This window comes from Leifsonia virtsii, assembly GCF_030433675.1.
Classification (GTDB): Bacteria; Actinomycetota; Actinomycetes; order Actinomycetales; family Microbacteriaceae; genus Leifsonia; species Leifsonia virtsii.
On record NZ_JAROCB010000002.1, the window covers coordinates 829,711 to 852,705 of the forward strand.

At 71.3% G+C, this 22,995-nt stretch carries 25 protein-coding genes, 1 tRNA gene, 1 pseudogene and 1 riboswitch; of the genes and pseudogenes, 14 read left to right on the forward strand and 13 right to left on the reverse strand.

Features of this window, described 5'->3' with window-relative positions:
• The first annotated feature begins 41 nt into the window (after positions 1–41).
• Positions 42–140: riboswitch (ZMP/ZTP riboswitch) on the forward strand.
• A 3-nt stretch (positions 141–143) separates the two neighbouring features.
• The 4 genes from glyA to P5G59_RS09995 all read left to right on the forward strand — a co-directional run bounded on the left by glyA (position 144) and on the right by P5G59_RS09995 (position 3,380).
• A complete protein-coding gene (gene glyA / locus P5G59_RS09980; RefSeq protein WP_435871253.1) occupies positions 144–1,499 on the forward strand; it encodes a serine hydroxymethyltransferase in 1,356 nt (451 codons plus the stop codon).
• An 84-nt stretch (positions 1,500–1,583) separates the two neighbouring features.
• Positions 1,584–2,465 (forward strand): bifunctional methylenetetrahydrofolate dehydrogenase/methenyltetrahydrofolate cyclohydrolase, encoded by an 882-nt coding sequence (locus tag P5G59_RS09985; RefSeq protein WP_301218484.1) that lies wholly within the window; start codon positions 1,584–1,586, stop codon positions 2,463–2,465.
• On the forward strand, positions 2,462–2,974 hold the full coding sequence (locus P5G59_RS09990; RefSeq protein WP_301218486.1) for a YbaK/EbsC family protein: 513 nt from the start codon (positions 2,462–2,464) through the stop codon (positions 2,972–2,974). Before P5G59_RS09985 ends, P5G59_RS09990 begins: the two co-directional genes overlap by 4 nt.
• A 64-nt stretch (positions 2,975–3,038) precedes the next feature.
• The gene (locus P5G59_RS09995) at positions 3,039–3,380 is read left to right on the forward strand and encodes a hypothetical protein (protein ID WP_301218488.1); all 342 of its coding nucleotides are present in this window, start codon (positions 3,039–3,041) and stop codon (positions 3,378–3,380) included.
• Here the strand turns inward: P5G59_RS09995 and P5G59_RS10000 are convergent.
• The 3 genes from P5G59_RS10000 to galT are packed head-to-tail and all read right to left on the reverse strand — an operon-like array spanning position 3,377 to position 6,589.
• Positions 3,377–4,174: an MBL fold metallo-hydrolase gene (locus P5G59_RS10000; RefSeq protein WP_301218823.1), complete on the reverse strand. Its 798-nt coding sequence runs from the start codon at positions 4,172–4,174 to the stop codon at positions 3,377–3,379. The genes P5G59_RS09995 and P5G59_RS10000 overlap by 4 nt on opposite strands.
• Positions 4,175–4,229: 55 nt before the next feature.
• A complete protein-coding gene (gene galK / locus P5G59_RS10005; protein WP_301218490.1) occupies positions 4,230–5,390 on the reverse strand; it encodes a galactokinase in 1,161 nt (386 codons plus the stop codon).
• Entirely contained in the window at positions 5,387–6,589 is a 1,203-nt protein-coding gene (gene galT / locus P5G59_RS10010) for a galactose-1-phosphate uridylyltransferase (protein WP_301218492.1), read from the reverse strand. Before galT ends, galK begins: the two co-directional genes overlap by 4 nt.
• A gap of 81 nt (positions 6,590–6,670) precedes the next feature.
• Here galT and P5G59_RS10015 point away from each other — a divergent pair, with 81 nt between their 5' ends.
• Both P5G59_RS10015 and P5G59_RS10020 read left to right on the forward strand, forming a co-directional pair.
• On the forward strand, positions 6,671–7,456 hold the full coding sequence (locus P5G59_RS10015) for a DeoR/GlpR family DNA-binding transcription regulator (RefSeq protein ID WP_301218494.1): 786 nt from the start codon (positions 6,671–6,673) through the stop codon (positions 7,454–7,456).
• Positions 7,457–7,472: 16 nt separating this feature from the next.
• Positions 7,473–8,408: an aldose 1-epimerase family protein gene (locus P5G59_RS10020; protein ID WP_301218496.1), complete on the forward strand. Its 936-nt coding sequence runs from the start codon at positions 7,473–7,475 to the stop codon at positions 8,406–8,408.
• Here the strand turns inward: P5G59_RS10020 and P5G59_RS10025 are convergent.
• Positions 8,387–9,091 (reverse strand): SDR family oxidoreductase, encoded by a 705-nt coding sequence (locus tag P5G59_RS10025; protein ID WP_301218498.1) that lies wholly within the window; start codon positions 9,089–9,091, stop codon positions 8,387–8,389. The two genes, P5G59_RS10020 and P5G59_RS10025, sit on opposite strands and share 22 nt — an antisense overlap.
• 102 nt (positions 9,092–9,193) lie before the next feature.
• On the opposite strand from P5G59_RS10025, the gene P5G59_RS10030 reads away from it, so the two are divergent.
• Entirely contained in the window at positions 9,194–9,769 is a 576-nt protein-coding gene (locus tag P5G59_RS10030) for a TetR/AcrR family transcriptional regulator (protein ID WP_301218500.1), read from the forward strand.
• An 18-nt stretch (positions 9,770–9,787) separates the two neighbouring features.
• On the opposite strand, the gene P5G59_RS10035 is transcribed toward P5G59_RS10030, so the two are convergent.
• Positions 9,788–10,882, reverse strand: a complete 1,095-nt coding sequence (locus tag P5G59_RS10035; protein ID WP_301218502.1) for a calcium:cation antiporter — start codon at positions 10,880–10,882, stop codon at positions 9,788–9,790.
• Between the two features lie 140 nt (positions 10,883–11,022).
• On the opposite strand from P5G59_RS10035, the gene P5G59_RS10040 reads away from it, so the two are divergent.
• Positions 11,023–11,640 carry a DUF4232 domain-containing protein gene (locus P5G59_RS10040; RefSeq protein WP_301218504.1) on the forward strand — a complete coding sequence of 206 codons (618 nt, stop codon included), beginning with the start codon at positions 11,023–11,025 and terminating at the stop codon, positions 11,638–11,640.
• A gap of 34 nt (positions 11,641–11,674) precedes the next feature.
• Here P5G59_RS10040 and P5G59_RS10045 read toward each other — a convergent pair whose 3' ends face one another.
• Positions 11,675–12,223: a transporter gene (locus P5G59_RS10045; protein ID WP_301218506.1), complete on the reverse strand. Its 549-nt coding sequence runs from the start codon at positions 12,221–12,223 to the stop codon at positions 11,675–11,677.
• An 88-nt stretch (positions 12,224–12,311) separates the two neighbouring features.
• Here P5G59_RS10045 and P5G59_RS10050 point away from each other — a divergent pair, with 88 nt between their 5' ends.
• The 3 genes from P5G59_RS10050 to P5G59_RS10060 all read left to right on the forward strand — a co-directional run bounded on the left by P5G59_RS10050 (position 12,312) and on the right by P5G59_RS10060 (position 15,759).
• Positions 12,312–13,589, forward strand: coding sequence for a chloride channel protein (locus P5G59_RS10050; protein WP_301218508.1), 1,278 nt, complete (start codon positions 12,312–12,314; stop codon positions 13,587–13,589).
• 33 nt (positions 13,590–13,622) lie between these two features.
• Positions 13,623–14,528, forward strand: coding sequence for a DUF6578 domain-containing protein (locus tag P5G59_RS10055; RefSeq protein WP_301218510.1), 906 nt, complete (start codon positions 13,623–13,625; stop codon positions 14,526–14,528).
• 97 nt (positions 14,529–14,625) lie between these two features.
• Positions 14,626–15,759: an acyltransferase family protein gene (locus P5G59_RS10060; RefSeq protein ID WP_301218512.1), complete on the forward strand. Its 1,134-nt coding sequence runs from the start codon at positions 14,626–14,628 to the stop codon at positions 15,757–15,759.
• A gap of 153 nt (positions 15,760–15,912) precedes the next feature.
• Here P5G59_RS10060 and P5G59_RS10065 read toward each other — a convergent pair.
• The 3 genes and pseudogenes from P5G59_RS10065 to P5G59_RS10075 all read right to left on the reverse strand — a co-directional run.
• Positions 15,913–16,128 (reverse strand): annotated as a pseudogene (locus tag P5G59_RS10065) (Txe/YoeB family addiction module toxin); the annotation flags it as partial.
• A gap of 43 nt (positions 16,129–16,171) precedes the next feature.
• On the reverse strand, positions 16,172–16,420 hold the full coding sequence (locus P5G59_RS10070) for a type II toxin-antitoxin system Phd/YefM family antitoxin (protein ID WP_301218514.1): 249 nt from the start codon (positions 16,418–16,420) through the stop codon (positions 16,172–16,174).
• Positions 16,421–16,485: 65 nt separating this feature from the next.
• A tRNA-Lys gene (locus tag P5G59_RS10075) sits at positions 16,486–16,558 on the reverse strand.
• Between the two features lie 73 nt (positions 16,559–16,631).
• On the opposite strand from P5G59_RS10075, the gene P5G59_RS10080 reads away from it, so the two are divergent.
• The 3 genes from P5G59_RS10080 (at position 16,632) to P5G59_RS10090 (ending at position 18,781) form a co-directional block, all read left to right on the forward strand.
• Complete coding sequence (locus tag P5G59_RS10080; RefSeq protein WP_301218516.1) at positions 16,632–17,261, forward strand: DNA-directed RNA polymerase subunit beta; 630 nt, start codon at positions 16,632–16,634, stop codon at positions 17,259–17,261.
• Between the two features lie 201 nt (positions 17,262–17,462).
• Positions 17,463–18,023, forward strand: a complete 561-nt coding sequence (gene sigK / locus P5G59_RS10085; protein WP_301218518.1) for an ECF RNA polymerase sigma factor SigK — start codon at positions 17,463–17,465, stop codon at positions 18,021–18,023.
• Positions 18,020–18,781, forward strand: coding sequence for an anti-sigma factor (locus P5G59_RS10090; protein WP_301218520.1), 762 nt, complete (start codon positions 18,020–18,022; stop codon positions 18,779–18,781). Before sigK ends, P5G59_RS10090 begins: the two co-directional genes overlap by 4 nt.
• Before the next feature lie 85 nt (positions 18,782–18,866).
• Here the strand turns inward: P5G59_RS10090 and pstB are convergent, their stop codons facing one another.
• From pstB to pstS, 4 genes are all read right to left on the reverse strand, one after another.
• Positions 18,867–19,646, reverse strand: a complete 780-nt coding sequence (gene pstB, locus P5G59_RS10095; RefSeq protein WP_175337813.1) for a phosphate ABC transporter ATP-binding protein PstB — start codon at positions 19,644–19,646, stop codon at positions 18,867–18,869.
• A gap of 46 nt (positions 19,647–19,692) precedes the next feature.
• Positions 19,693–20,784 carry a phosphate ABC transporter permease PstA gene (gene pstA, locus P5G59_RS10100; protein WP_301218523.1) on the reverse strand — a complete coding sequence of 364 codons (1,092 nt, stop codon included), beginning with the start codon at positions 20,782–20,784 and terminating at the stop codon, positions 19,693–19,695.
• A complete protein-coding gene (gene pstC, locus P5G59_RS10105; protein ID WP_301218524.1) occupies positions 20,784–21,731 on the reverse strand; it encodes a phosphate ABC transporter permease subunit PstC in 948 nt (315 codons plus the stop codon). The genes pstA and pstC overlap by 1 nt, the downstream gene beginning before the upstream one ends.
• Before the next feature lie 102 nt (positions 21,732–21,833).
• Positions 21,834–22,928, reverse strand: coding sequence for a phosphate ABC transporter substrate-binding protein PstS (pstS, locus tag P5G59_RS10110; RefSeq protein ID WP_301218525.1), 1,095 nt, complete (start codon positions 22,926–22,928; stop codon positions 21,834–21,836).
• Between the last annotated feature and the right edge of the window lie 67 nt (positions 22,929–22,995).

A 22,995-nucleotide genomic window follows, 5' to 3' on the forward strand; every position in this document is an offset into this window, starting at 1 on the left:
CTTATGGGCAAGGGTTCCGCCCCCGGCCCGCTTTGCTATGCTGGCCAGGTCGCAACTGGCGCTCAGATGGTCACCATCGGGGAGCGACACGCAACCTCCTTGAACACGGGTGGATTCGGCCGCGCGCCTGGGTCGATACGCAGATGGTCCACCCCTGTCCGAAGGAGCCGGTTTTGACCGACACGTTGCCCTCCACCTTCACCGCCCCGCTCTCCGAGGTCGACCCGGAGATCGCCGAGGTGCTGCAGCTCGAGCTCGGTCGCCAGCGCGACTACCTCGAGATGATCGCCTCCGAGAACTTCGTGCCGCGCGCGGTGCTCGAAGCGGTCGGCTCGGTGCTCACCAACAAGTACGCCGAGGGCTACCCGGGCCGCCGCTACTACGGCGGCTGCGAGTACGTCGACATCGCGGAGCAGCTGGCGATCGACCGGGCGAAGGCCCTGTTCGGCGCCGAGTACGCCAACGTCCAGCCGCACTCCGGCGCCTCGGCCAACGCCGCAGTGCTGTCGGCGATCGCGACGCCGGGCGACACCATCCTGGGCCTGGAGCTCGCCCACGGCGGCCACCTCACCCACGGGATGAAGCTCAACTTCTCCGGCAAGCTCTACAACGCCGTGTCGTACGGCGTCGACCCGGAGACCTTCCTCGTCGACATGAACGTCGTGCGCGACAAGGCGCTGGAGCACAAGCCGCAGGTCATCATCGCCGGCTGGTCCGCCTACCCGCGCCAGCTCGACTTCGCCGCCTTCCGCGAGATCGCGGACGAGGTGGGCGCCAAGCTCTGGGTCGACATGGCGCACTTCGCCGGCCTCGTCGCCGCCGGTCTCCACCCGTCGCCCGTGCCGTTCGCCGACGTCGTCAGCTCCACGGTGCACAAGACCATCGGCGGCCCGCGTTCCGGCTTCATCGTCAGCCGCGACACGGAGCTCGCCAAGAAGCTCAACTCCAACGTCTTCCCCGGCCAGCAGGGCGGACCGCTCATGCACGTGATCGCGGCCAAGGCGACCGCGTTCAAGCTCGCCGCGACGGAGGAGTTCAAGGACCGCCAGCAGCGCACCATCCGCGGCGCGCAGCTCCTGGCCGAGCGCCTGACCGCCGAGGACTCCCGCGCCGCAGGCGTCGACGTGCTCACCGGAGGCACCGACGTGCACCTGGTGCTCGCCGACCTGCGCACCTCGGAGCTCGACGGCCAGCAGGCGGAGGACGTGCTGCACGAGGTCGGCATCACCGTGAACCGCAATGCGGTGCCCTTCGACCCGCGCCCGCCGATGGTGACCTCCGGCCTCCGCATCGGCACGCCGGCGCTCGCGACCCGCGGCTTCGGCGACACCGAGTTCACCGAGGTGGCCGATATCATCGCCCTCGCGCTGCGCCCCGGCGCCGACACCCGTGCCCTCCGCGCGCGCGTCGACGCTCTGACCGCGGCCTTCCCGCTCTACCCCGGCCTGACCCCGTCCGGCCAGGAGGGCTTCCCGGTCGAGCTCCCCTCCTCGATCTGACCCACCCCACAATCGCTTGCTCGCTTATTCCGCTGTTTCGTGCCTGAAACGCGGATTAAGCGAGGAATGGATGAAAGGCAAAGCGTGACGGCACGGATTCTGGACGGGAAGGCGACCGCCGCCGAGATCAAGGCGGAGCTGAAGGAGCGCGTCAGCGCCCTGCGAGAGAAGGGCGTCGTCCCCGGGCTCGGCACCATCCTCGTCGGGGATGACCCGGGCTCGCAGTGGTACGTCGCGGGCAAGCACCGCGACTGCGCAGAGGTGGGCATCGCATCCATCCGCCGCGACCTGCCCGCCGACATCTCGCAGGCCGAGCTCGAGGCCGTCGTCGAGGAGCTCAACGCCGACCCGGACTGCACCGGCTTCATCGTGCAGCTCCCGCTCCCCGGGCACCTCGACACCGATGCGATCCTGGAGCTGGTCGACCCGGCGAAGGACGCCGACGGCCTCCACCCCACGAACCTCGGCCGCCTGGTGCTGAACGTGAACCGCCCGATCACCTCCCCGCTCCCGTGCACCCCGCGCGGAGTCATCGAGCTGATGCTGCGCCACGACATCGACATCCGCGGCAAGGACGTCGTGGTCGTCGGCCGCGGCGTCACCGTCGGCCGCCCGATCGGCTCGCTGCTCACCCGCCGCGAGCTCAACGCGACCGTCACCCTCACCCACACCGGCACCCGCGACCTCGACGCCCACCTTCGCCGCGCAGACATCATCGTCGCGGCGGCGGGCGTCGCGGGCCTCGTCACTGCCGCGAACGTCAAGCCGGGCGCGATCGTGCTCGACGTCGGCGTCAGCCGCGTGGAGGACCCGGTGACCGGCAAGAGCGTCGTCGCGGGCGACGTGGCTCCGGATGTGGCCGAGGTCGCCTCCTGGGTGTCGCCCAACCCGGGCGGCGTCGGGCCGATGACCCGCGCGCTCCTGCTGCAGAATGTCGTCGAGTCCGCGGAGCGGGAGCTGGCGTGACCGACGCCGAGCGCACGCATCCGGCCGTCGAGCGCGTCGAGGCGGCGCTGCTCGCGGCCGGGGTGGAGCCGCGGGTGCGGTGGTTCGAGACCGCGACGCCGACCGCCGTCGCAGCCGCCGCGGAGCTGGGCGTGGAGGTCGGCGCGATCGCCAACTCCCTCGTCTTCACCATCGACGGGGACCCGCTGCTCGTGATGACCTCCGGCGCGCACCGCGTCGACACGCAGTTCCTCGGCGAGCGGCTCGGTGGCCGCATCCGCCGCGCCGACGCCGACACCGTGAAGGCGGCGACCGGCCAGACGATCGGCGGCGTCGCACCCGTCGGCCACCCGGCGCCGCTGCGGACCGTGGTGGATGTGGCGCTCGCCGGCTACCCGGAGGTCTGGGCCGCGGCGGGCCACGCGCACACGGTGTTCCCGACCACGTTCGACGAGCTGGTCCGCCTCACCGGCGGCGAGCCCGGGCCGGTGGAGCCGGGGCCGGTGGAGCCGGGGCCGGCGTCGGCCTGACGACGGAGCCGCGTCCGACCGGAGGCGGACGATCCAGGACGGTGCTCGCCGTTACCGTCGACGCATGAGGTCGTCCACCCGCCGTACGCTCGCCGTCACCGTCGGCGTTCTCTTGGTCGGATTCGGACTGTACGCCGGCGTGATGCAGCTGGGTGCGGCATGGAAGAACCCGTGCTCCCGCTTCGGCACTGCACCTCCCGGCGCCGTGGTCTCGGAGACCCCGGCGGTGGTCCGCGAACAGCGGAGCTTCTGGCCGCTCGGCAGCGTCTGCGACTGGCGCCGAGCCGACGGCCGGGGGACCGTGAGGAGCGACAACGGCGACTTCGCCCTGTCAGCCGCGACGTACGCGGCGATCGTCGGCGGACTCACGCTGACCCTCCTCGGCGGTCGGCCGCGCAGCCCTTAGCCCTCGAACACCACCACGAACCGCTTGCGCACGACGCGCTCGCCCGGCTCGCCGCGCAGCTCGCCGAGCGCCGCGAGCACGCGGTCCAGGATGCCCGGCCGCAGCGGCAGGGGCGCCTCGTCCGGCTGCTCGACCGTGCCCGCGGGGTAGTCGACGCCTGGCGCGGAGGACATCTCGACGTGCGCGCCGCGTAGCTCCCGCACGGGAGCCGTCGGGTCGTCACGGAACCGGATCAGCCGCTCGATCGTCGCCCGGTACTGCGGAAGGTCGCGCACGTACAGCCGCGCCGGGAGCACCGTGTCGCCGGTGAACAGGATGCCGGTGCGGCGGTCGAAGAACACGACGGCGGAGGGCTCGTGGCCCGGGCCGCCGATGACGTCGACGACGCGGCGGCCGAGGTCGAACGCGACCGTGTCGTCCGGCCACGAGCGGAAGCCGAAGAAGCCGATCACTTCGGCGGGGCTGGTCCCGACGACCGTGGTGCCCGGCCGGTCCCGCAGCAGCGCGTCGCCGGCGATGTGGTCGCGGTGCGCGTGCGAGTGCGCGACCACGAGCGGATAGGGCCGGACGAACACGACGGGATTGCGGCGCAGCCACTCGGCGATGAGCCCCTCGACGGTCGCGCGGAGCGGGAAGACGGACTCGTCGGTGGTCGCACCGGTGTCGATGAGCAGCGCGCGCTCGCGGCCGAAGAGCAGGAACAGGAAGGGCGCCTCCCAGTGCGAGAGCTTCGGCTGGCGCACCTGGACCGTGTCCGCGTCCAGCCAGGTCACCTCCGGCGCAGCATCCCCCATCACAGGCCCCACTCTGCCAACCCCCGGTGAACCCCAGGTGAACAACACCTCGGCGTCAGCTCTCGCGGCGGGCGCCCTCGGAGGCCGCGACGGTGAACACGTCGGGGGCGGCGAAGGCGTGCTCGGCGAAGGCGCCGTCCAGGGCGACCTGCACCCGGCTGACCGCGTCCGACGGGACCAGCGCGATGGCCGAGCCGCCGAAGCCGCCGCCGGTCATGCGCGCGCCGATGGCACCGTTCGCCTGCGCGGTCTCGACGGCGAGGTCGAGTTCCGGCACCGAGATCTCGAAGTCGTCCCGCATCGAGACGTGGGAGGCGTCGAGCAGCTCGCCGATCGCCCGCGGGCCTTGCTCGCGCAGGGTGCGCACGGTGTCGAGCACGCGCTGGTCCTCGGTGACGATGTGGCGGACGCGACGGAACGTCACGTCGTCGAGCACCTCGCGCGCGCGGTCCAGGTCGGCGACCGACACGTCCCGCAGTGCCTCGACGCCGAGCACACGAGCGCCCTCCTCGCAGGAGGCGCGCCGGTCGGCGTACCCGCCGGTCGCGTGGGCGTGCGTGACGCCGGTGTCGATGATGAGGATCTCGAGCCCGGCCTCCTCGAGGCCGAGCGGCACGATCTGCGACTCAAGCGAGCGGCAGTCCAGGAAGACGGCCGCGTCGCGCCGGCCGAGGAGCGAGGCGGACTGGTCCATGATCCCGGTCGGGGCGCCGACGGCGACGTTCTCGGCGCGCTGCCCCACCCGCGCGAGCGTGCGGCGGTCGAAGCCGAGCCGCCAGAGCTCGTCGAGCGCCACCAGCACGGCGCTCTCGATCGCGGCGGACGACGAGAGCCCGGCGCCGACCGGCACGTTGGAGTCGAGCAGGATGTCGACCCCGGGCACAGCCTGCAGGTCGGCCCCGAACTCGCCGAGAGCCCAGGCGACGCCGAGCGGGTAGGCCGACCAGCCGCTCAGCACCTCCGGGCGGAGCTCGTCGAGGGACACCTCCACCAGCTCGTCGGCGAACGTGCTCCCGACGCGCAGCATGCGGTCGTCTCGCGCTCCGACGGCCGCGACCGTCCGGCGGTTGATCGCGAAGGGAAGCACGAAGCCGAGGTTGTAGTCGGTGTGCTCGCCGATCAGGTTGACGCGGCCGGGAGCCGACCACACACCGTCGGGCTCGCGGCCGAACACCTCGGCGAAGTCGTCGCGGACACCCGTGCGCAGGTCGGTCATCGGTCAGCCTCTCGGTCGGTCGTGGATGCGGGGGCGACGGGCTCGGTCACGAGCCCCGTGACGGAGACGGGCAGCTCGCCGACCGGATTCTCGCGGTCCGCCTTCGCGACGGCGTCGCGCAGGGCGGCGGCGGCCCGCTCCGGCGGGATGTCGCCCACCCAGGCGCCCATGGCGGCCTCGGAGCCGGCCAGGAACTTCAGCTTATCCGCGCCGCGGCGGGGCGAGGTCAGCTGCAGCATGAGCCGGATCTCGTCCCGACGCACGCCGACCGGCGCCTGGTGCCACGCGGCGATGTACGGCGTGGGGGAGTCGTAGAGCGCGTCCACCCCGCGGAGCACGCGCAGGTACAGCGTCGCGAGCTCGTCGCGCTCGGCGGCGCTCGTCTCGGTCAGATCGGCGACATGGCGGTGGGGGAGCACGTGGATCTCGATCGGCCAGCGCGCGGCGAACGGCACGAACGCGGTCCAGTGCTCGCCCGCGAGCACCACGCGCTCGGACGCCCGCTCGCGCTCCAGGATGTCGGCGAACAGCGTCGGCCCGTAGGAGTCGAGCGAGCGGATGAGGGCGGAGGTGCGCGGGGTGATGTACGGGTAGGCGTAGATCTGGCCGTGCGGGTGGTGCAGCGTGACGCCGATCGCCTCGCCGCGGTTCTCGAACGGGAAGACCTGGCGCACGCCCGGAAGCGCGGAGAGCGCGGCGGTCCGGTCGGCCCACGCCTCGATGACCGTCCGGGCGCGGGACGGTGTGAGGCTCCCGAACGCGCCGGCGGTGGCCGGGCTGAAGCAGACGACCTCGCAGCGGCCGACGGAGGCGCGGGTGCGTTCCAGGCCGACCTGCGCGAGGTCCTCGATGCCCTCGGGTGCGTTGCCGTCCTCGAGCAGCGGACCGAACGACGGCGACTTGTTCTCGAAGACGGCGACGTCGTACAGGTCGGGGATCTCCGACGGGTTGGTCGGCGTCGCGGGGGCGAGTGGGTCGAGCTCGGCCGGGGGGAGCATGACGCGGTTCTGCCGCGCTGCGGCGATCGAGACCCACTCGCCGGTGAGCGGGTCCTGCCGCATGGTGGCGGTCGCGGGACGAGGGGCCGGCTCCCGGCCGTCCGGCTTGCGCGCCGGCGACAGGGCCGTGTCGGCGTCGTCGTAGTAGATGAGCTCCCGGCCGTCGGAGAGACGGGTGGGACGCTTCGTGATCGCGGCCATGCGTTCCTTTCGTTTCCGAAAGGAAGGATACGCGGATGCTTTCGTATTGACAAGAATCCGCAAGCGTTCCACCATGGGCGGATGAGCGAACCGCTGCCCGCCGCGCTCCGCCGCGAGCGGATGCTGGAGCTGATCGGCCGTGCCGGCTTCGCTCGCGTCTCCGATCTCAGCGAGGCGTTCCAGGTCTCCGACGTCACCGTGCGCAGCGACCTCGACGCGCTCGACCGCGAGCAGAGCATCCGGCGTGTCCACGGCGGGGCGGTGCTCAGGACCGCCGGGATGCGCGAGGCCAGCTTCGAGGAGGCCCTGGAGTCGTCCGCGGACGAGAAGCGCCGCATCGGTCAGGCCGCGGCGGCCATGGTCGCCTCCGGGAGCAGCGTCCTCCTGGATGTCGGCACCACGACCACGGCGATCGCGCGGGCGCTCGTCGAGCGGGAGGACCTGGAGCAGGTGACGGTGATCACCAACGGGCTCACCATCGCGCTCGAACTGGAGCGCGCCATCCCGCGCTTCGACGTCGTCGTCACCGGCGGCACACTCCGCCCCCTGCAGCACTCGCTGGTCGAGCCGCTCGCGGCCGTGCTGCTGGAGCGCGTCCACGCCGACCTGGCCTTCATCGGCTGCACCGGCGTCCACCCGACGGGCGGCATCACCAACGTGAACCTGCCAGAGGCGGACCTCAAACGCGTGATGGTGGGCTCCGCCGAGCGCGCGGTCGTGGTGGCCGACGGCAGCAAGCTCGGCCGCACGCACCTGGGCCGCATCGCCGCCCTCGGCGAGGTCGCCGAGCTCGTCACGGGGATATCGGCTGCGCCGGAGGACGTCGAGGCGTTGCGGGATGCGGGTCTCCCTGTCGTCGTCGCCTGAGGCCTACCCTGGTGGCATGCGACCAGCGACCGGCGAACAGTACGAGCTCGACTTCGGCGACCTGAGCGCCACGATCACGCAGGTGGGCGCCGGCATCCGGTCGCTCCGCTTCGCCGAGTCGGACCTCACCGAGCCGTACGGGGTCCACGAGCAGCCGCCGTCGGCGTGCGGGATCGTGCTGGTGCCGTGGCCGAACAGGGTCGCCGACGGCCGCTGGGAGCTCGACGGGGAGCCGCGTCAGCTCGACCTGACCGAGCCGGCCAAACGGAACGCCATCCACGGCCTGCTCCGCCGCCGCCCGTACGAGCTGGTCGACCGCACCGACTCGACCGTGACGCAGTCCGCCACGATCTTCCCGGAGCCGGGGTATCCGTTCCTGCTCGAGACGTCCGTGACGCACGAGCTGCACACCGACGGCCTCCAGGTCACCCACGCGATCGTCAACGCGGGCGACCGGCCGGCGCCGGTCGCGGTCGGTGCGCATCCGTACCTCCGGATCGCCGACGTGACGCCGGAGCAGCTCACGGTCACGGTCGCGGCGCGCTCGCGCTTCGAGGTGGACGCTCGCAGCAACGTCGTCGCCCAGCTGCCGGTCGAGGGGACCGACTTCGACCTCTCGGCCGGCCGTCGCGTCAGCGACCTCGACCTCGACACCGGGTTCGCCGACCTGCCGGACGGGCCGGTGGAGCACGTGCTCGCTGCCGACGACGGGCGCCGGGTCGTGCTGTGGGGCGACGACGCCTTCCGCTACGTTCAGGTGTTCACGCACCGGTCCTTCGCGACGAAACCCGGGGGAGTCGCCCTCGCGATCCAGCCGATGACCGCTCCGGCGAACGCCCTCAACTCCGGAACGGGTCTGCGCTGGCTGGAGCCGGGCGAGACCTGGACCGTGAGCTGGGGCATCCGGCCGGAGGGGTTCGGCGGCGAGGCCTACCTGGCCAGCTGGGGGTAGAGCACGCGGACGTCCTCGTGCAGCCGCGACTTCACGTGGCGCGCGACGTCGCCGACGATCGCCTCGGCGTCGCCGGCCTGCACGGCGTCGAGCGCCTCGGCGACGACCTGCTGCGGCGGCACCTTGTCCGCCGTGACGTCCGCGGCCATGTCGGTGTCGACGTAGCCGACGTGGACGCCGACGACCTGGATGCCGCGGGGCGCCAGCTCCACGCGGGTCGAGTTGCTCGCGGACCACATCGCGGCCTTCGACGCGCTGTACGAGCCGGTCGCCAGCCAGCTGAGGGCCGAGTGCATGGTGACGATCGCGCCGCCGCCGTTCGCCTCGATCGCCGGGGCGAAGGCACGCGTGAGGAGGACAGGTCCCCAGTAGTTGGTGTCGAGCTCGCGCCGGACCTCGTCCAGGTCGCCGGTGACCAGCGACTGGTTCGCCGCGATCCCCGCGTTGTTCACGAGGATGGTGACGTCGGGGGCCGCCTCCGCGGCAGCGGCGATGCTCTTCGGGTCGGTCACGTCGAGCGCGAGCGGGACCACGCGCGGGTCGTCCGTGGCGATCGTCTCTGGGCGGCGCGCGGCGGCGTAGACCTTGGCGGCTCCGCGCTCGAGGAGCTCGGCGACGAAGGCGGCGCCGAGGCCGCGGTTGGCGCCGGTGACGAGGGCGACGCGTCCGGTGATGTCGGTCATGGGGGAGTCCTTCCGGAAAAGTAAACCGATCTGTGTATCGAGTACCGGGACAATGTACACAGATCGGTTTACTTTTCGCAAGCCTGTCCGTAGACTGAATCCGTGACGACGACAGCGGGAGCCAAGCCGAAGCCGCGCGAGCGGGTGCTGGATGCGGCCGCGCGCCTGTTCGTGCGCGAGGGCGTCAACGCGGTCGGCGTGGACCGCCTGGCCCAGGAGGCGGGCGTCTCGAAGCGGTCGATCTATCAGCACTTCGACGGCAAGGACGCGATCGTCGCGACGATGCTGCAGGAGTACGGCCCAGGGGTGGTCGCGGGCTACTTCGCACCCGACGACGAGGGCACACCGCGGGAGCGGACGCTGCACGTGTTCGAGGCCCTGCACGAGGCGGCGCGGGTGAGCGACTTCTACGGCTGCCCGTTCGTCAACGTGGCCACCGAGCTGCGCGATCGGGAGCATCCCGCCGCGGTCGTGGCACGGCGCTACAAGGACCGGCTGACGGAGTACTTCGAGCGCCAGGCCGTGGCCGCGGGCGCGGGCGACCCGCAGCTGCTGGCCGTGCAGCTGACCCTGCTCTTCGACGGCGCCTCCGCCAGCGCGGCCATGCGCGGCGGCACGCCCGACGCGGCCCTCGACGCCGCCGCGCAGCTGTTCGACGCCGCGGTGCGGCCGCGCTGACCTTCGTCGGGGATCCGCCTACGGCGAGATCGACAGGAAGATGAACGCCGCGAACAGGACCAGATGGATGCCGCCCTGCAGCCGCACCGCGCGTCCCTGCACGATCGTCAGGATGCTGACCAGCACGGTGAGGATGAGCAGCACGATCTGACTGGCGCCGAGACCGAGGTGCAGTGCGCCAGGAAGCCAGATCGAGGCGACGGCGATCGCCGGGATGGTCAGGCCGATGCTGGCCATGGCGGAGCCGAGCGCGAGGTTCAGGCTCGTCTGAGTGCGGTTGCGGTTCGCCGCCTTCGCCGCCGCGATGCCCTCGGGGAGGAGCACCAGCAAGGCGATCACCACGCCGACGAAGGACTGCGGCAAACCGATGCCGGTCACGGCCCGCTCGATCGGCGTGGACTCCAGCTTCGCCAGGCCGACGACGGCGACGAGGGAGACGAACAGCAGCCCGAGGCTGATCAGCGCTGTGCGGTTCGACGGCGCGGCCGCGTGGTCGTCCTCCGTCAGGGGCTGCCCTTTGCTGCCGACGGGCAGGAAGAAGTCGCGATGCGCGACGGTCTGTGTGAAGACGAACATCCCGTAGAGGGCGAGGGACGCGACGGCCGCGAACACGAGCTGCGGGCCCGAGAACACGGGCCCCGGCGTGCTCGTGAAGCTCGGCAGCACCAGGGTGAGCGTCGCCAGGGCGGTGACGGTCGCGAGCGCCGCGCCGCTGCCCTGGGCGTTGAACGCGGTCGACTCGCGGCGGGAGGCGCTCAGCAGCAGCGACAGCCCGACGATGCCGTTCATGGTGATCATGACGGCGGAGAAGACGGTGTCGCGCGCGAGCTCGGGCGAATCCTTCCCCGTGGTCATCAGCGTGACGATCAGGGCGACCTCGATCACGGTCACGGCGACCGCGAGGACCAGCGAACCGAAGGGCTCGCCGACCCGGTGGGCGACCACCTCGGCGTGCTGCACGGCGGCGAGCACCGTTCCGGCCAGTACGACGGCGATCACCACGACGGCCACCGTGTTCAGCTCCACCGCCCAGAACGCCACCAGGACCACGACGCCGACCAGCGGCACCACGACCGTCCACCATCGTGCGAGCCAGGAGCCGAGCGCTTTCATGCATCCATCCTGCCAGGCGCCCCCTGCCGAGCGGCGGGGATCCGCCGGGCTGTGGAGAACCCGCAGCCAGGACCTCCCGAAGGCGGCGCACCCCGGCGGGTCCGCGCGGCGTCCGCGGCCCGGCGTGATGGGATGGCCCCATGACCGGGAAGCAGACCCTCCGCGCGGCCTCGGCCGCCGCCGTCGCCCTCGCCGTCGCGCTCGTCGTCACCGCCTGCGCCACCCCGAACTCCGGGCAGGACACCGGGACGCCGACCGGCTCATCGTCGTCGTCGAGCACCGCCACCACGACTCCGCGCCCCACCTCGACCTCCACCGCGGTGCCCATCGAGGGCCAGTGCGACACCGGCAAGCTCACCGGCAGCATCGGCCAGGGCGGCGGAGGTGCGGCGGGCAGCGTGGAGGTGACACTGGTGCTGACCAACAACGGTTCGACCGAGTGCTCCCTGCAGGGCTGGCCGGGCGTGTCCTTCGTCGGTGACGGCAACGGAACGCAGCTCGGGGCCGCCGCGACCTTCGACCGCAGCACGCCGCATCCCACCGTGGTGCTGCAGCCCGGCGGCACCGCCGTTGCGCCCCTGAAGATCACGCAGGCCCTCAACTACGACGAGGCCACCTGCAAGCCGAAGCCGGCCGACGGGTTCCGGGTCTACCCGCCCGGGTCGACTGAGTCGCTGTTCGTGAAGGACGCGAACGTCACCGCCTGCACCTCCGACACCGTCTCCCTGCTGACCGTCGGGGCGCTGGTCGCCGGCTGACCCGTCGGCCGTCCGACCGCGGGCACCTGAGCGATCAGGAGCAGACGCGCGCGATGGTGCCACGCCAGGCGTGGCGCACGGAGCCGAGTGCGGCCTCCACGCCGTCCGCGGCGGCCTGCTGGGAGCCGGGAATCGACGCCGCCTGGACCCGCCCGGCCAGCTCGGAGAGCGACCCGCGCACGTCCGCCAGTCCGTCGGCGACGGAGTCGGTCGCGAGGTCGGAGGTGCGCGCATCGAACGCGGCGATCGCCGACAGCACCGCTCGTGCCGCGTCCCGGTCGGCAGGCCGGAGCGGCAGCCGCGCGTCGAGCGCCGCGTCCAGCGCATGCCGGGCGCTCGCGACCACCGTGCAGTCGCGCCCCCGCGCGGCGGAGGCCTCCGCGAAGAGCGGGAACTCGGACTGCAGGGCGACGGAGAGCACGAGCGTTGCGGCCACGATCCCGGCCGCGAGCGCCAGCGCACCGGACCGCAGTGCGGGCGCCCCCGCCCGCCGCACGCCTCCCGGCGCGACGACCGGAGGCGCATCCCCGGCCTGCCGCGTGCCCCGCCCCGACGCCGGCGGCTTCTCCAGAATCGTCGCCACGACAGCACGCTACCGCCCGAGGGTGAACTGTTCGTTGCCGGATTCCGTCGTCGGCGACCGGCCGTCGGCGCGCCAGTACGCTGGACCCGTGCCATCGATCCCCTCCGCGCCCGGGCGATCCACGCCGGGCTGGCTCGTTCGGCTGATCGTCGTGACGGCCCTCGTCGGCGTCGGCGCGGGCGTCGGCGGAGGGCTCGTGTACCTGGGGCTGCACGCCATCCAGCACCTCGCCTTCGGGTACTCGGAGGGCGACTTCTACGAGGGCCTCCTCGACGCGCCTCCGGTGAACCGGGTGGTCGCGCTCGCCGTCGCCGGCGTCATCGGCGGCGTCGGCTGGTGGGCCCTCCGGCGCTGGGGCGCGCGCTCGCCGTCGCACGCGGTCGTCTCGGTGGAGCAGGCGGTCGGCGGGCGCCGGATGCCCGGCGTCGTGACCCTCTTCAACGCGGGGCTGCAGGTGATCATCGTCGGGCTCGGGGCGTCGATCGGACGCGAGGTCGCCCCGCGCGAGGTCGGTGCGCTGTGGGCGGGCTGGCTCGCCGAGCGCGCCGGTGTGACCGCACGCGAGCGCCGCATCCTGGTCGCCTGCGGTGCGGGCGCCGGACTCGCGGCGGTCTACAACGTCCCGTTCGGCGGTGCGGTCTTCGCGGTCGAGATCCTGCTGGCGGAGGTGAGCTTCGCCACCGTCCTCCCGGCGTTCGCGACCTCGGCCATCGCGGCGCTGGTGGCGCGGGCGGTCGTGCCGGCGAACCCGCTCTACCAGCTCCCCGAGCTGCACCTGTCGCCGACCGTCGTCGTCTGGTCGCTGCTCGCCGGCCCGCTGATCGGGCTCGCAGCCGTGGGTTTCGTGCGCGGGGCGCGGTTCGCCCAGGACCACCGCCCGAAGTCGTGGGGCATCCTCATCGTGATGCCGCTGACGTTCGTCGCCGTGGGGGTCGCCTCGCTGTGGCTTCCGGCGATCCTCGGCAACGGGCGGGCGCTCGGCCAGCTGGCGTTCGCCGCGGCGCTCCCGCTGATCGTCATCCTGCTCACGACGCTGGTCAAGGCCGCGGCCACGATCGGGACCATCGGCGCGGGCGCGGCCGGCGGAACCCTGACGCCCTCCCTCGCGATCGGTGCCGGCCTTGGTCTCGCCGGCGGCGCGGTGTGGAGTCACCTGTGGCCCGGCGCCCCGCTTCCGGCCTTCGCCCTGATCGGGGCGGCGGCGTTCCTGGCGGTCACCATGCGCGCGCCGCTGACCGCCCTCCTGCTGACGGTGGAGTTCACCGGCCAGGGGCCCGACCTGCTCGTGCCGATCATGCTGTGCATCGCCGGCGCCGTCGCTGTCGGCTACGTGCTCGAGCGCGCCCGCGTCACGGGGGTGGCGTAGGCGGGGCCGTCCGGCATTCGCTACGGTGTCGGGATGGACGCGACGCGCACGATCGAGGTGCTCGTCTCGGGGATGGACTACGCCTGCTGCGGCGTGCCGTTCGCCGTGGGAGACGACATCGGCTTCTCGCTCACCGGACTGCCCGCGGACCCGGCCCGACCGGATGCACCTCAGTTCGCCGACGAGCGCCACAACGTCTCCGACCTGCCTCTGGTCGACGTCCGAGGACGGGTCGAGCGCATCGTCGCGGTGCACTCGCGCCTGGTCCCCGTGCCCGGCGCGCACCACCGCACGAGCGACCCCGGCGACACCGTCGAGCGTGAGGTGGATGCGGTCCCCGTCGACGACCTGCCGGAGGGCTATTCGGGTGCCGACTACCGGGTGCGGCTGCGCATCCCCGCGACTGCGGCGCTCCCCGAGCGCCCGGAACGCCGCGTCGACTCTCCCGTCGCCGAGGAGGCGACGCCGGCTTCCAGCGCGCCGCCGCCGCTCACCGCGGTGATCGACGAGGTCGAGGCCCGGTACGCGGACAGTGTCGAAATCCTGCGCGGACGCGGCGACGCCTCAGCGACCATCGCACCGCGCCGTCCTGGCGCGGTGACGGTGCGCTGGAACGCCCACTGCGACACGATCTCCGTCGAACTCGAACGAGCGGTCTGGCGTCTCTCCTGGGACGCGGCGGGCGTCGAGACGGTGCGCGACCTCGTCGACGCGGCGGAGCACGGCCGATTCGCCGAACGCCTCGAGGGCGGCCGTCTGGTGGCTCGTGCGACGCTGCGCGACGGCCGGACCCTGTCCACCTCGTCCGACGTCACGCCGACGCCTCAGTTCGGCTTCTCGATGATGACCGTCTCGGCGCACGACCGCCTGACCCGGGCTCGGTCGGCGGAGCCGTATCCGCCGTGGATGGGCGCGACGTCGGCGGTCGACTTTTCCTAAGGGTTTATATACCCTGGCGTTTATGCCACACGCCTCACGCGAGACGACGGGCCGATGGTGGACTGAAAAGTCTACGAAGTCCGATATTCTGCACCACGTGAATTCTCCCATCCTGTCCACGCGTCTCTTCGCGCTCGACGGGCTCCGGGTCTTCGCCGTCATCGCGGTCTTCGTCTTCCACGCCTACCAAGACAGGATGCTCGGCGGCGAGGTCGGCGTCGACGTCTTCTTCGTCCTGAGCGGCTTCGTGATCACCCTCCTGCTGCTGCGCGAGTGGACGGCGACCCGGCGCATCCGGTTCGGTCGCTTCTACCTGCTCCGGCTCGCGCGACTCTGGCCTGCGCTCCTGGCGATGTGCGCGGCGGTCGCTGTCATCGCGATCTTCCGCCACGACCTGCTGTACCGGAACGGCGCCTGGGACGCGCTCTGGGGCGCGACCTACGTGGAGAACATCGTGCGCGCCGCGACCCCGATCGACGGGCTCACCGCCAGCCCCATCGGGCACACCTGGACCCTCGGCGTGGAGGAGCAGTTCTACCTCGTCTGGCCGATCCTGCTCGTCGTCCTGCTGCGCTGGCTCAGCCTCCGCTCCGCCGCGGTCGTGACGGCCGCGCTGTCACTGGTCCCGCTCGGGATGCGCATCCTGCTCTGGCACGGCGGCCTCGGCGCCAATCGCGTGACCAACGGCCTCGACACGCGTGCCGATCAGTTGCTGTTCGGCTGCGCGCTCGCCCTGGTGCTCGTCGGCTGGCCGTCCCTCGCCCGCTGGTTCCAGCGGATCAGCCGCTTCCTGATGTGGCCGGCGCTGGCCGCCCTCGCCTGGATCGCCCTGTTCTATCCGTACCGCACCCTGGACCCGGCCGGGCTCGCCTACCACCACCGCTTCGGCTTCGTCGTGACCGGCCTCCTGGCGGCGGTTGTGATCTGCGGTCTGGCGACCAACCCCGCCTCGCCGCTCACCCGCGGCCTCTCCGTCCGCTGGCTCAGCTGGCCGGGCCGCAACCTGTCGTACGGGTTCTACCTGTGGCATTACCCCGTGCTCGGGATGATCCCCGCGCTCGCCGGGCCGCAGATCGTCCGCGTGGGCCTGGCCTTCCTCATCACGACCGCCCTGGCACTGCTGTCCTGGCGCTTCGTCGAGCGCCCCATCCGCGCCTGGGCGCACGCCCGCCTCGACGCCCGCGCCGCCCTGGCGGCCGGCCGGCCCTCGCCGGAGGTCCAGTCCGCCTGAGGCGGCCCCGCGCGGCGACCGTGCTCCGCCGTGCTCGGCGACCGGCCTGGGTCGGGGATTCGAACGCATAGCGCCCGAATCTCCGACGGGAGGCGGCCCAGACGGAGATTCGAATCGACTCCGTTCCCCGTTACGCCCGGGCCGACTGCCGGATCAGTAGTGATACCGAGCCTGAAGGACGATCACGTAGGCGTCGTCCACCAAGTACACGAGCCGGTTCGCTTCGTCGATGCGACGTGACCAGGCGCCGGCCAGAGCGTGTTTCAGCGGTTCCGGTTTCCCGACGCCGTCGAACGGATCATCCCGCAGGATGTCCTCGATCAGAAGGTTGATCCGCTTGAGCGTTCGCCCGTCGTGGCCTTGCCAGTAGAGGTAGTCCTCCTAGCCGCCGGCGGTCCAGGCGAGCTTGCGGTCAGTCACTGGTCAGGTCGTGCTCGGCGATGTCTCCGGAGCGGGCGCTCTCGATCGCGTCGATGAGGCGTCGTGCGTTCTTGGGGGAGCGCAGGAGGTAGGTCGTCTCGACCAGCGAGTCGTACTCGTCCTTCGACATCAGTACGGCCGAGCCGCGCTTGGACGTGATCTCGACCTCGGTCCGGTCGAGATTCACGCGTTCGATGAGGCCGAACAGGTCGCTGCGAGCTTCGCTTGCCGTGATGGCCATGATCCCTCCAAGTGGTGCAAGATCTCGTACCACTCGTGGCGTTGCCGCGCGCGTCCGTCACTCGGTGGGCCCCGTGGGGCTCGAACCCACGACCCGCGGATTAAAAGTCCGATGCTCTACCGACTGAGCTAGAGGCCCGTCCCACCAATCTAGCGTGGATTCATTCCGCCCGGCGGCCGGTGCTCCTGGCGGGCGGGGGCAGAATGGAGGGATGTCGGATCGGTTCCACAAGCCCACCTTCTTCACGAGCGGGATGTTCGAGGCGTTCATGGGCGGGGAGGACCCGGCGCAGATCAGCCGGGTCGCGCACGAGACCGCCCGCGCCCTGCTCGCGCGGGTGCGCGACAACCCCGAGCCCGAGGTCGTCGACCGGCTCGTCGCGTTCACCGACGCCAACGGCATCGACGCGATCGCCGAGCTGTGGTCGCGGTCCACGGCGAAGAGCCTGCCCGGTGCGCTCTGGCGCATCTACCTGCTGCGGCTGCTGATCCGCCAGGACGCCGAGGGCACCGCCTACCTGTACCAGCGGGGCACCGAGGTGCTGCCGTCCATCGACGCGGTCGTCGCCGGGGCGCCGACGCCGGCGGGGCCGGCGGAGATCACCGAGCTGGCCGACCGCATCCTGCGCGGGCTGTTCGAGGGGGACTTCGCCGTCGCGCTCGACCGCGCCGCCGCGTTCTGCCGGGTCACCGCGGCAGGCGCCGCATCGATCGCGGACGACCGGGACGTGCTCGACCCGGAGCGGGCGAGCGAGCTCACCACCCGTGCGCTGCGGTTCACGCGCACGGCGGAGGAACTGACGGCGTGCGCCCGGCTGTGGCGGGCCGACTCGCTCGACTGAACCCTGGGAGATCAACCCTCGCCGGGCACCCGCCGTTCTCGGGCCGCGAACGCCACGCCGACACGCCGGCGGAACGGCTCCTGTACACTGGATGTCGCCGGGCCGCAGTAACCCCGGGCTCCAAAACTAGCCGCTTCGAGCGGCCTCGCGCCGAGAGGCGTTCTGCGGCCCGGCACTTTTTCTGTCGAGAGCGGAGACGACGTGGAAGACGCCCCGGCGGCCGAACTCGACGCCCTGCTCGTGCGCACGGCCCAGGGCGACCAGCAGGCGTTCTCGCTCTTCTACGACGCGACCGCATCCCGGGTCCTCGGCCTCATCCGTCGGCTGCTCGTCGACGCCGCGCAGTCGGAGGAGGTCGCCCAGGAGGTCTTCCTGGAAGCGTGGCAATCCGCTGCGCGGTTCGATCCGAATAAGGGTCGAGCGCAGACGTGGATCCTGACGATGGCCCACCGTCGTGCGGTGGACCGCATCCGCGCATCCCAGGCGTCCCGCGACAGGGACGCCGTGATCGGGATGCGCGACCTGCCCACCGCGTACGACCAGGTCGCTGAGACGGTGGAGGTGCGTGTGGAGCACGAGAGGGTGGAGGTGGCGATGCGGACGCTGACCGAGCCGCAGCGCCAGGCCATCACCCTCGCCTACTACGGCGGACTCAGCCAATCGGAGGTCGCCGCACAGCTGGGCATCCCGCTCGGCACAGCGAAGACACGGCTGCGCGATGCGATGATACGGCTGCGAGAAGAACTGGGGGTGACGACATGACCGACGAGAACGACCGCCGACGCGGGGACGACCCCGAGCGCCTCGGGTACCGCCTCGGCGCGGAGAACGAGGCGGAGGCGCGCTCCTTCGAGGATGTCGCTGCCGAACTCGCGCTCGCGGCTGAGCCGGTGCAGCCACGGCCGGAGCTGAAGGCGGCGCTGTTCGCACGCCTCGCGGACATCCCGCAGCTGCCTGCGCAGTCGGCCGACGAGACACCGGCCCCGGCACCGGAATCCGTCCCGGCGCCGACCCAGGCGCCTGCCCTCACGCCCGCCGAGCGCACGGCGCGTCGTCGCTGGTTCCAGCGTCCAGGCCTGATCCTCGGCGCGGCCGCAGCCGCCGTGCTGCTCTTCGTCGGCGGCGCCTTCGTCGGCTCCACGCTCTCCGGCAGCAACTCTTACCAGTCGCAGCAGGCCTCGGCCCTCGCCGAGATCAACGCGGCACCGGACGTCCAGCGAGCGACGGCGGAGGTCACGGGCGGCGGGACCGCGACCCTGGTCTGGTCGGGGAAGCTCGGCCGGTCCGCGCTCGTCGCCGACCAGCTCCCGCCGCTGCCGAACGACAAGACCTACGAGCTCTGGTACATCCGCGACGGCAAGGCCATCCCGGCCGGCACGATGAACCCCTCGGGCTCCGGGTCGACCTGGCGCGTCCTCACCGGCGACATGGCCGCGGGCGACACCGTCGGCGTCACGGTGGAGCCGTCCGGCGGCTCTGACCGCCCCACGACCGACCCGATCGTCGCCATCTCCTCCTGACGGCGCCGACCTTCCACCGCTTCCGCGAAGAATCCCACGAAACGCATCGTTTCGTGGGATTCTTCGCGGAAGAGACGGCGGGGGATCAGCCGAAGCGGCCGGAGACGTAGTCCTCGGTGGCCTGCACGGTCGGGTTCGAGAAGATCATGTTCGTGTCGTTGTACTCGATCAGCTTGCCCGGCTTGCCGGTGCCCGCGATGTTGAAGAACGCGGTGCGGTCCGAGACACGGCTCGCCTGCTGCATGTTGTGGGTCACGATCACGATCGTGTAGTCGTTCTTCAGCTCCTCGATCAGGTCCTCGATGGCGAGGGTCGAGATCGGGTCGAGCGCCGAGCACGGCTCGTCCATCAGCAGCACGTCGGGGGAGACGGCGATGGCGCGCGCGATGCACAGACGCTGCTGCTGGCCGCCGGAGAGGCCGGAGCCGGGGAGGTTCAGGCGGTCCTTGACCTCGTTCCACAGGTTGGCGCCCTGCAGCGACTTCTCGACGAGGTCGTCGGCGTCGCTCTTCGACATCCGGCGGTTGTTGAGCTTCACGCCGGCGAGCACGTTGTCGCGGATGCTCATGGTCGGGAACGGGTTCGGCCGCTGGAACACCATGCCCACCTGGCGGCGGACGAGCACCGGGTCGACGCCGGCGCCGTACAGGTTGTTGCCGTCGATGAGCACCTCGCCCTCGACGTAGGCGCCGGGGATGACCTCGTGCATGCGGTTCAGCGTGCGGAGGAACGTCGACTTGCCGCATCCCGACGGGCCGATGAAGGCGGTGACGGTGCGGGGCTCGATGGTGAGCGACACGCCCTCCACGGCGCGGAAGCTGCCGTAGTAGACGTTGAGGTCGTTGACTTCGATGCGCTTTGACACGCCATGACTCCTTAGAAGATTTGGCCTTGTGGGTTCGGGTGCGGGCTCAGCGGCCGTACTTGGGGGCGAAGGCCTTGGCGATGATGCGGCCGATGAGGTTGAGCAGCATCACGATGATGATGAGGGCGAGCGCGCCGGTCCAGGCGCGGTCGATGGAGGCCTGCGCGTGCAGACCGGCCGCCTGCGTGTACTGGGTGTACACGAACACCGGGAGGGCCATCATCCGGTCGTTGAAGAGGTCGTAGTTCATGCTGGTGGTGAAGCCGGCGACGATCAGCAGCGGGGCCGTCTCGCCGATCACGCGCGCGATCGCCAGCATGACGCCGGTGACGAGACCCGCGATCGAGGTCGGCAGCACGACCTTCAGCACCGTCAGCCACTTCGGCACTCCCAGCGCGAGCGACGCCTCGCGCAGCTCGTTCGGCACGATGCGGAGGATCTCCTCGCTGGAGCGGACGACGACCGGGATCATCAGCACCGACAGTGCGACGGCTCCCATGAAGCCGTTGCGGATGCCGGGGCCGAAGAACAGCGCGAACAGCGCGTAGGCGAACAGGCCCGCGACGATCGAGGGGATGCCGGTCATGACATCCACGAAGAAGGTGATGCCGCGCGCGAGCATCCCGCGCCCGTACTCGACCAGGTAGATCGAGGTGAGCAGCCCGATCGGAACCGAGATGACGGCCGCCATCAGGGTGATCTCGAGGGTACCGACGATGGCGTGCAGCGCGCCGCCGCCGTCGCCGATGACGTTGCGCATCGACTCGGAGAAGAACGCGATGTCGAAGCGGGCGAGGCCCTGCGTGACGACGGTCCAGCCGAGGGAGATCAGCGGGAGCAGCGCGATGATGAACGCGGTGGCGACGAGCGAGGTGACGAGCCGGTCGATCGCCTTGCGCGAGCCCTCGATCAGCAGCGAGGTGACGTAGATGGCGATGTCGAACAGCACGGTGCCGAAGAAGATCGCTCCGACGATGTTGAAGCCCTTGGTCGCGCCGCTCGCCGCGAGCATCGCGAACACGGCGCCGATGACGAGCCAGGAGACGACGAGCATCGTCCAGGGAGCCCAGCCGGGCAGCTTGCCCGCGGTGTAGGAGTTGGTGAGCGGACGCGGGGCGGTGGCGGTCGTGGTGGCCATCAGTTCGCTCCAGAGAAGGCCTTGCGGCGGCTGACGATGTAGCGGGCGAGCATGTTGATCAGCAGCGTCACCACGAACAGCACCAGGCCGGATGCGATGAGGGCGTTGACGCCGATGCCGGTCGCCTCGGGGAACTGCAGCGCGATGTTCGCCGCGATGGTGTTCGGGCTCTGGGCCTGCAGGAGCGCGAACTTCACGATCAGCGCGGGGGAGAGCACCATGGCGATGGCGAGCGTCTCGCCCAGCGCGCGGCCGAGGCCGAGCATCATCGCCGACACGATGCCGCTGCGGGCGAAGGGGAGCACGGCCATCTTGACCATCTCCCAGCGCGTCGCGCCGAGGGCGAGGGCCGCCTCCTCGTGCAGGCGCGGGGTCTGCAGGAAGATCTCGCGGCAGATGGCGGTCATGATCGGGATGACCATGACGGCGAGCACGAGGCCGGCGGTGAGGATGGTGCGTCCGGTGCCGGAGACCGGCGGCGCGAAGAGCGGGATCCAGCCGAGGTTGTCGCCCAGCCAGACGTAGAACGGCTGCACGAACGAGGACAGCGTCGCGATGCCCCAGAGGCCGAAGACGACGGAGGGGACGGCCGCGAGCAGGTCGATGATGTAGCCCAGCACCTGCGCGACCCGGCGGGGCGCATAGTGCGAGATGAAGAGCGCGATGCCGATGGAGAGCGGGGTCGCGATGAGCAGCGCGATGACGGCGGCCCAGATGGTGCCGAAGACGAGCGGCCAGACCCACGACCAGAAGTTGGTGGCGTTGTTCGGCAGCTCGCCGGCCTTGGCGAACAGCGCGGGGATGCTCTGCAGGACGAGGAAGAGGGCGACGGCGGCGAGGGTGGCGAGGATGAGCGACCCCGCGACGACGGTGCTGGTGGAGAAGACCCGGTCGCCGAGGCGGACCTTCGCTCTCGGCCTGATGGCTCCTGCGGTTCCGGCGGTCATTCCTTGCTTTCTCTCATCGGGTGTGCCGCCCGGTGGGCGGCTGAGGGCGGGAGCGCCGCTCGGCCCGGACTGCGTGTGCAGCCCAGGCCGAGCGGTCCGGTGTTACTTGATGCTGCTGACGGCCTTCGAGACCTTGTCGGCGAGGTCGCTCGACAGCGGGGCCGAGCCGGCCTGCTCCGCGGCGGCCTTCTGGGCGTCGCTGGAGATGATGTAGTTCACGTAGCCCTTGACCAGGTCCGCCTTGGCGGCGTCCTTGTACTCCTGGCACGCGATCACGTAGGAGACCAGCACGAGCGGCCAGGCGCCCTTGGTGGTGTCCTTGCGGTCGATCTGGATGGCGAGGTCGTTCGTCTCGCGACCGCTGGCGATCGGGGAGGCCGCGACCACGGCGGCCGCACCGTCGGCGCTGATCTTCTCGTAGTTGGTGCCGACCTTCAGCTGGGCGATGCTGAGGCCCGCCGAGCCGGACTCGTCGATGTAGGTGATCGAGTTCTTCGCGTTCTTGGTGGCGTCCGCGACACCCGAGGTGCCCTTCGCGGCGTCGCCGACCTGGAACGGGAAGGTCTGGGAGGCCGGAGCGGTCCAGACATCGGGGGCGTTGGCCGCGAGGTACTCGGTGAAGTTCTGCGTGGTGCCCGAGTCGTCGGAGCGGTGCACGACCGTGATCGGAGCCGACGGGAGCGAGGCGCCCGAGTTCTGGTCCTTGATCTTGGCGTCGTCCCAGGTGGTGATCTTGCCCGAGAAGATGCCCGCGATGGTCGCGGCGTCGAGCTTGAGGTCCTTCACGCCGTCCACGTTGTACGCGATGGCGATCGGGGAGATGTAGACCGGGAGGTCGATGCCCTTGCTGTTCGCGGCGCAGCCCGCGAACGTGCTGGCGAGCTCCTCCGTCTTGAGGGCGGCGTCGGAGCCGGCGAAGTCCGCCGCGCCCGAGATGAAGCTCTTGCGGCCGGCGCCCGAACCCTGCGGGTCGTAGTTGACGGTGGCCTTCGGGTTGGCCTGCTGGAAGCCGGCGGCCCAGACGGTCTGCGCCGCGCCCTGGGCGGACGAGCCGATGCCGTTCAGCGTGCCGGAGAAGTTCGTCGCAGCAGCCGTCGTGGTCGACGGGGTGCTGCCCTCGTTCGCCGCGCAGGCGGTGAGAGAGATGGCGGCCGCGGCGAGCAGAGCCACAGGAGCGCCGATGCGCTTGAGATTCACAGTTGTCCCTTCGGGGATCAGTAACAACAGGACGGGGCCGGTGCGACCCGTGCGTGACGCTATTCCC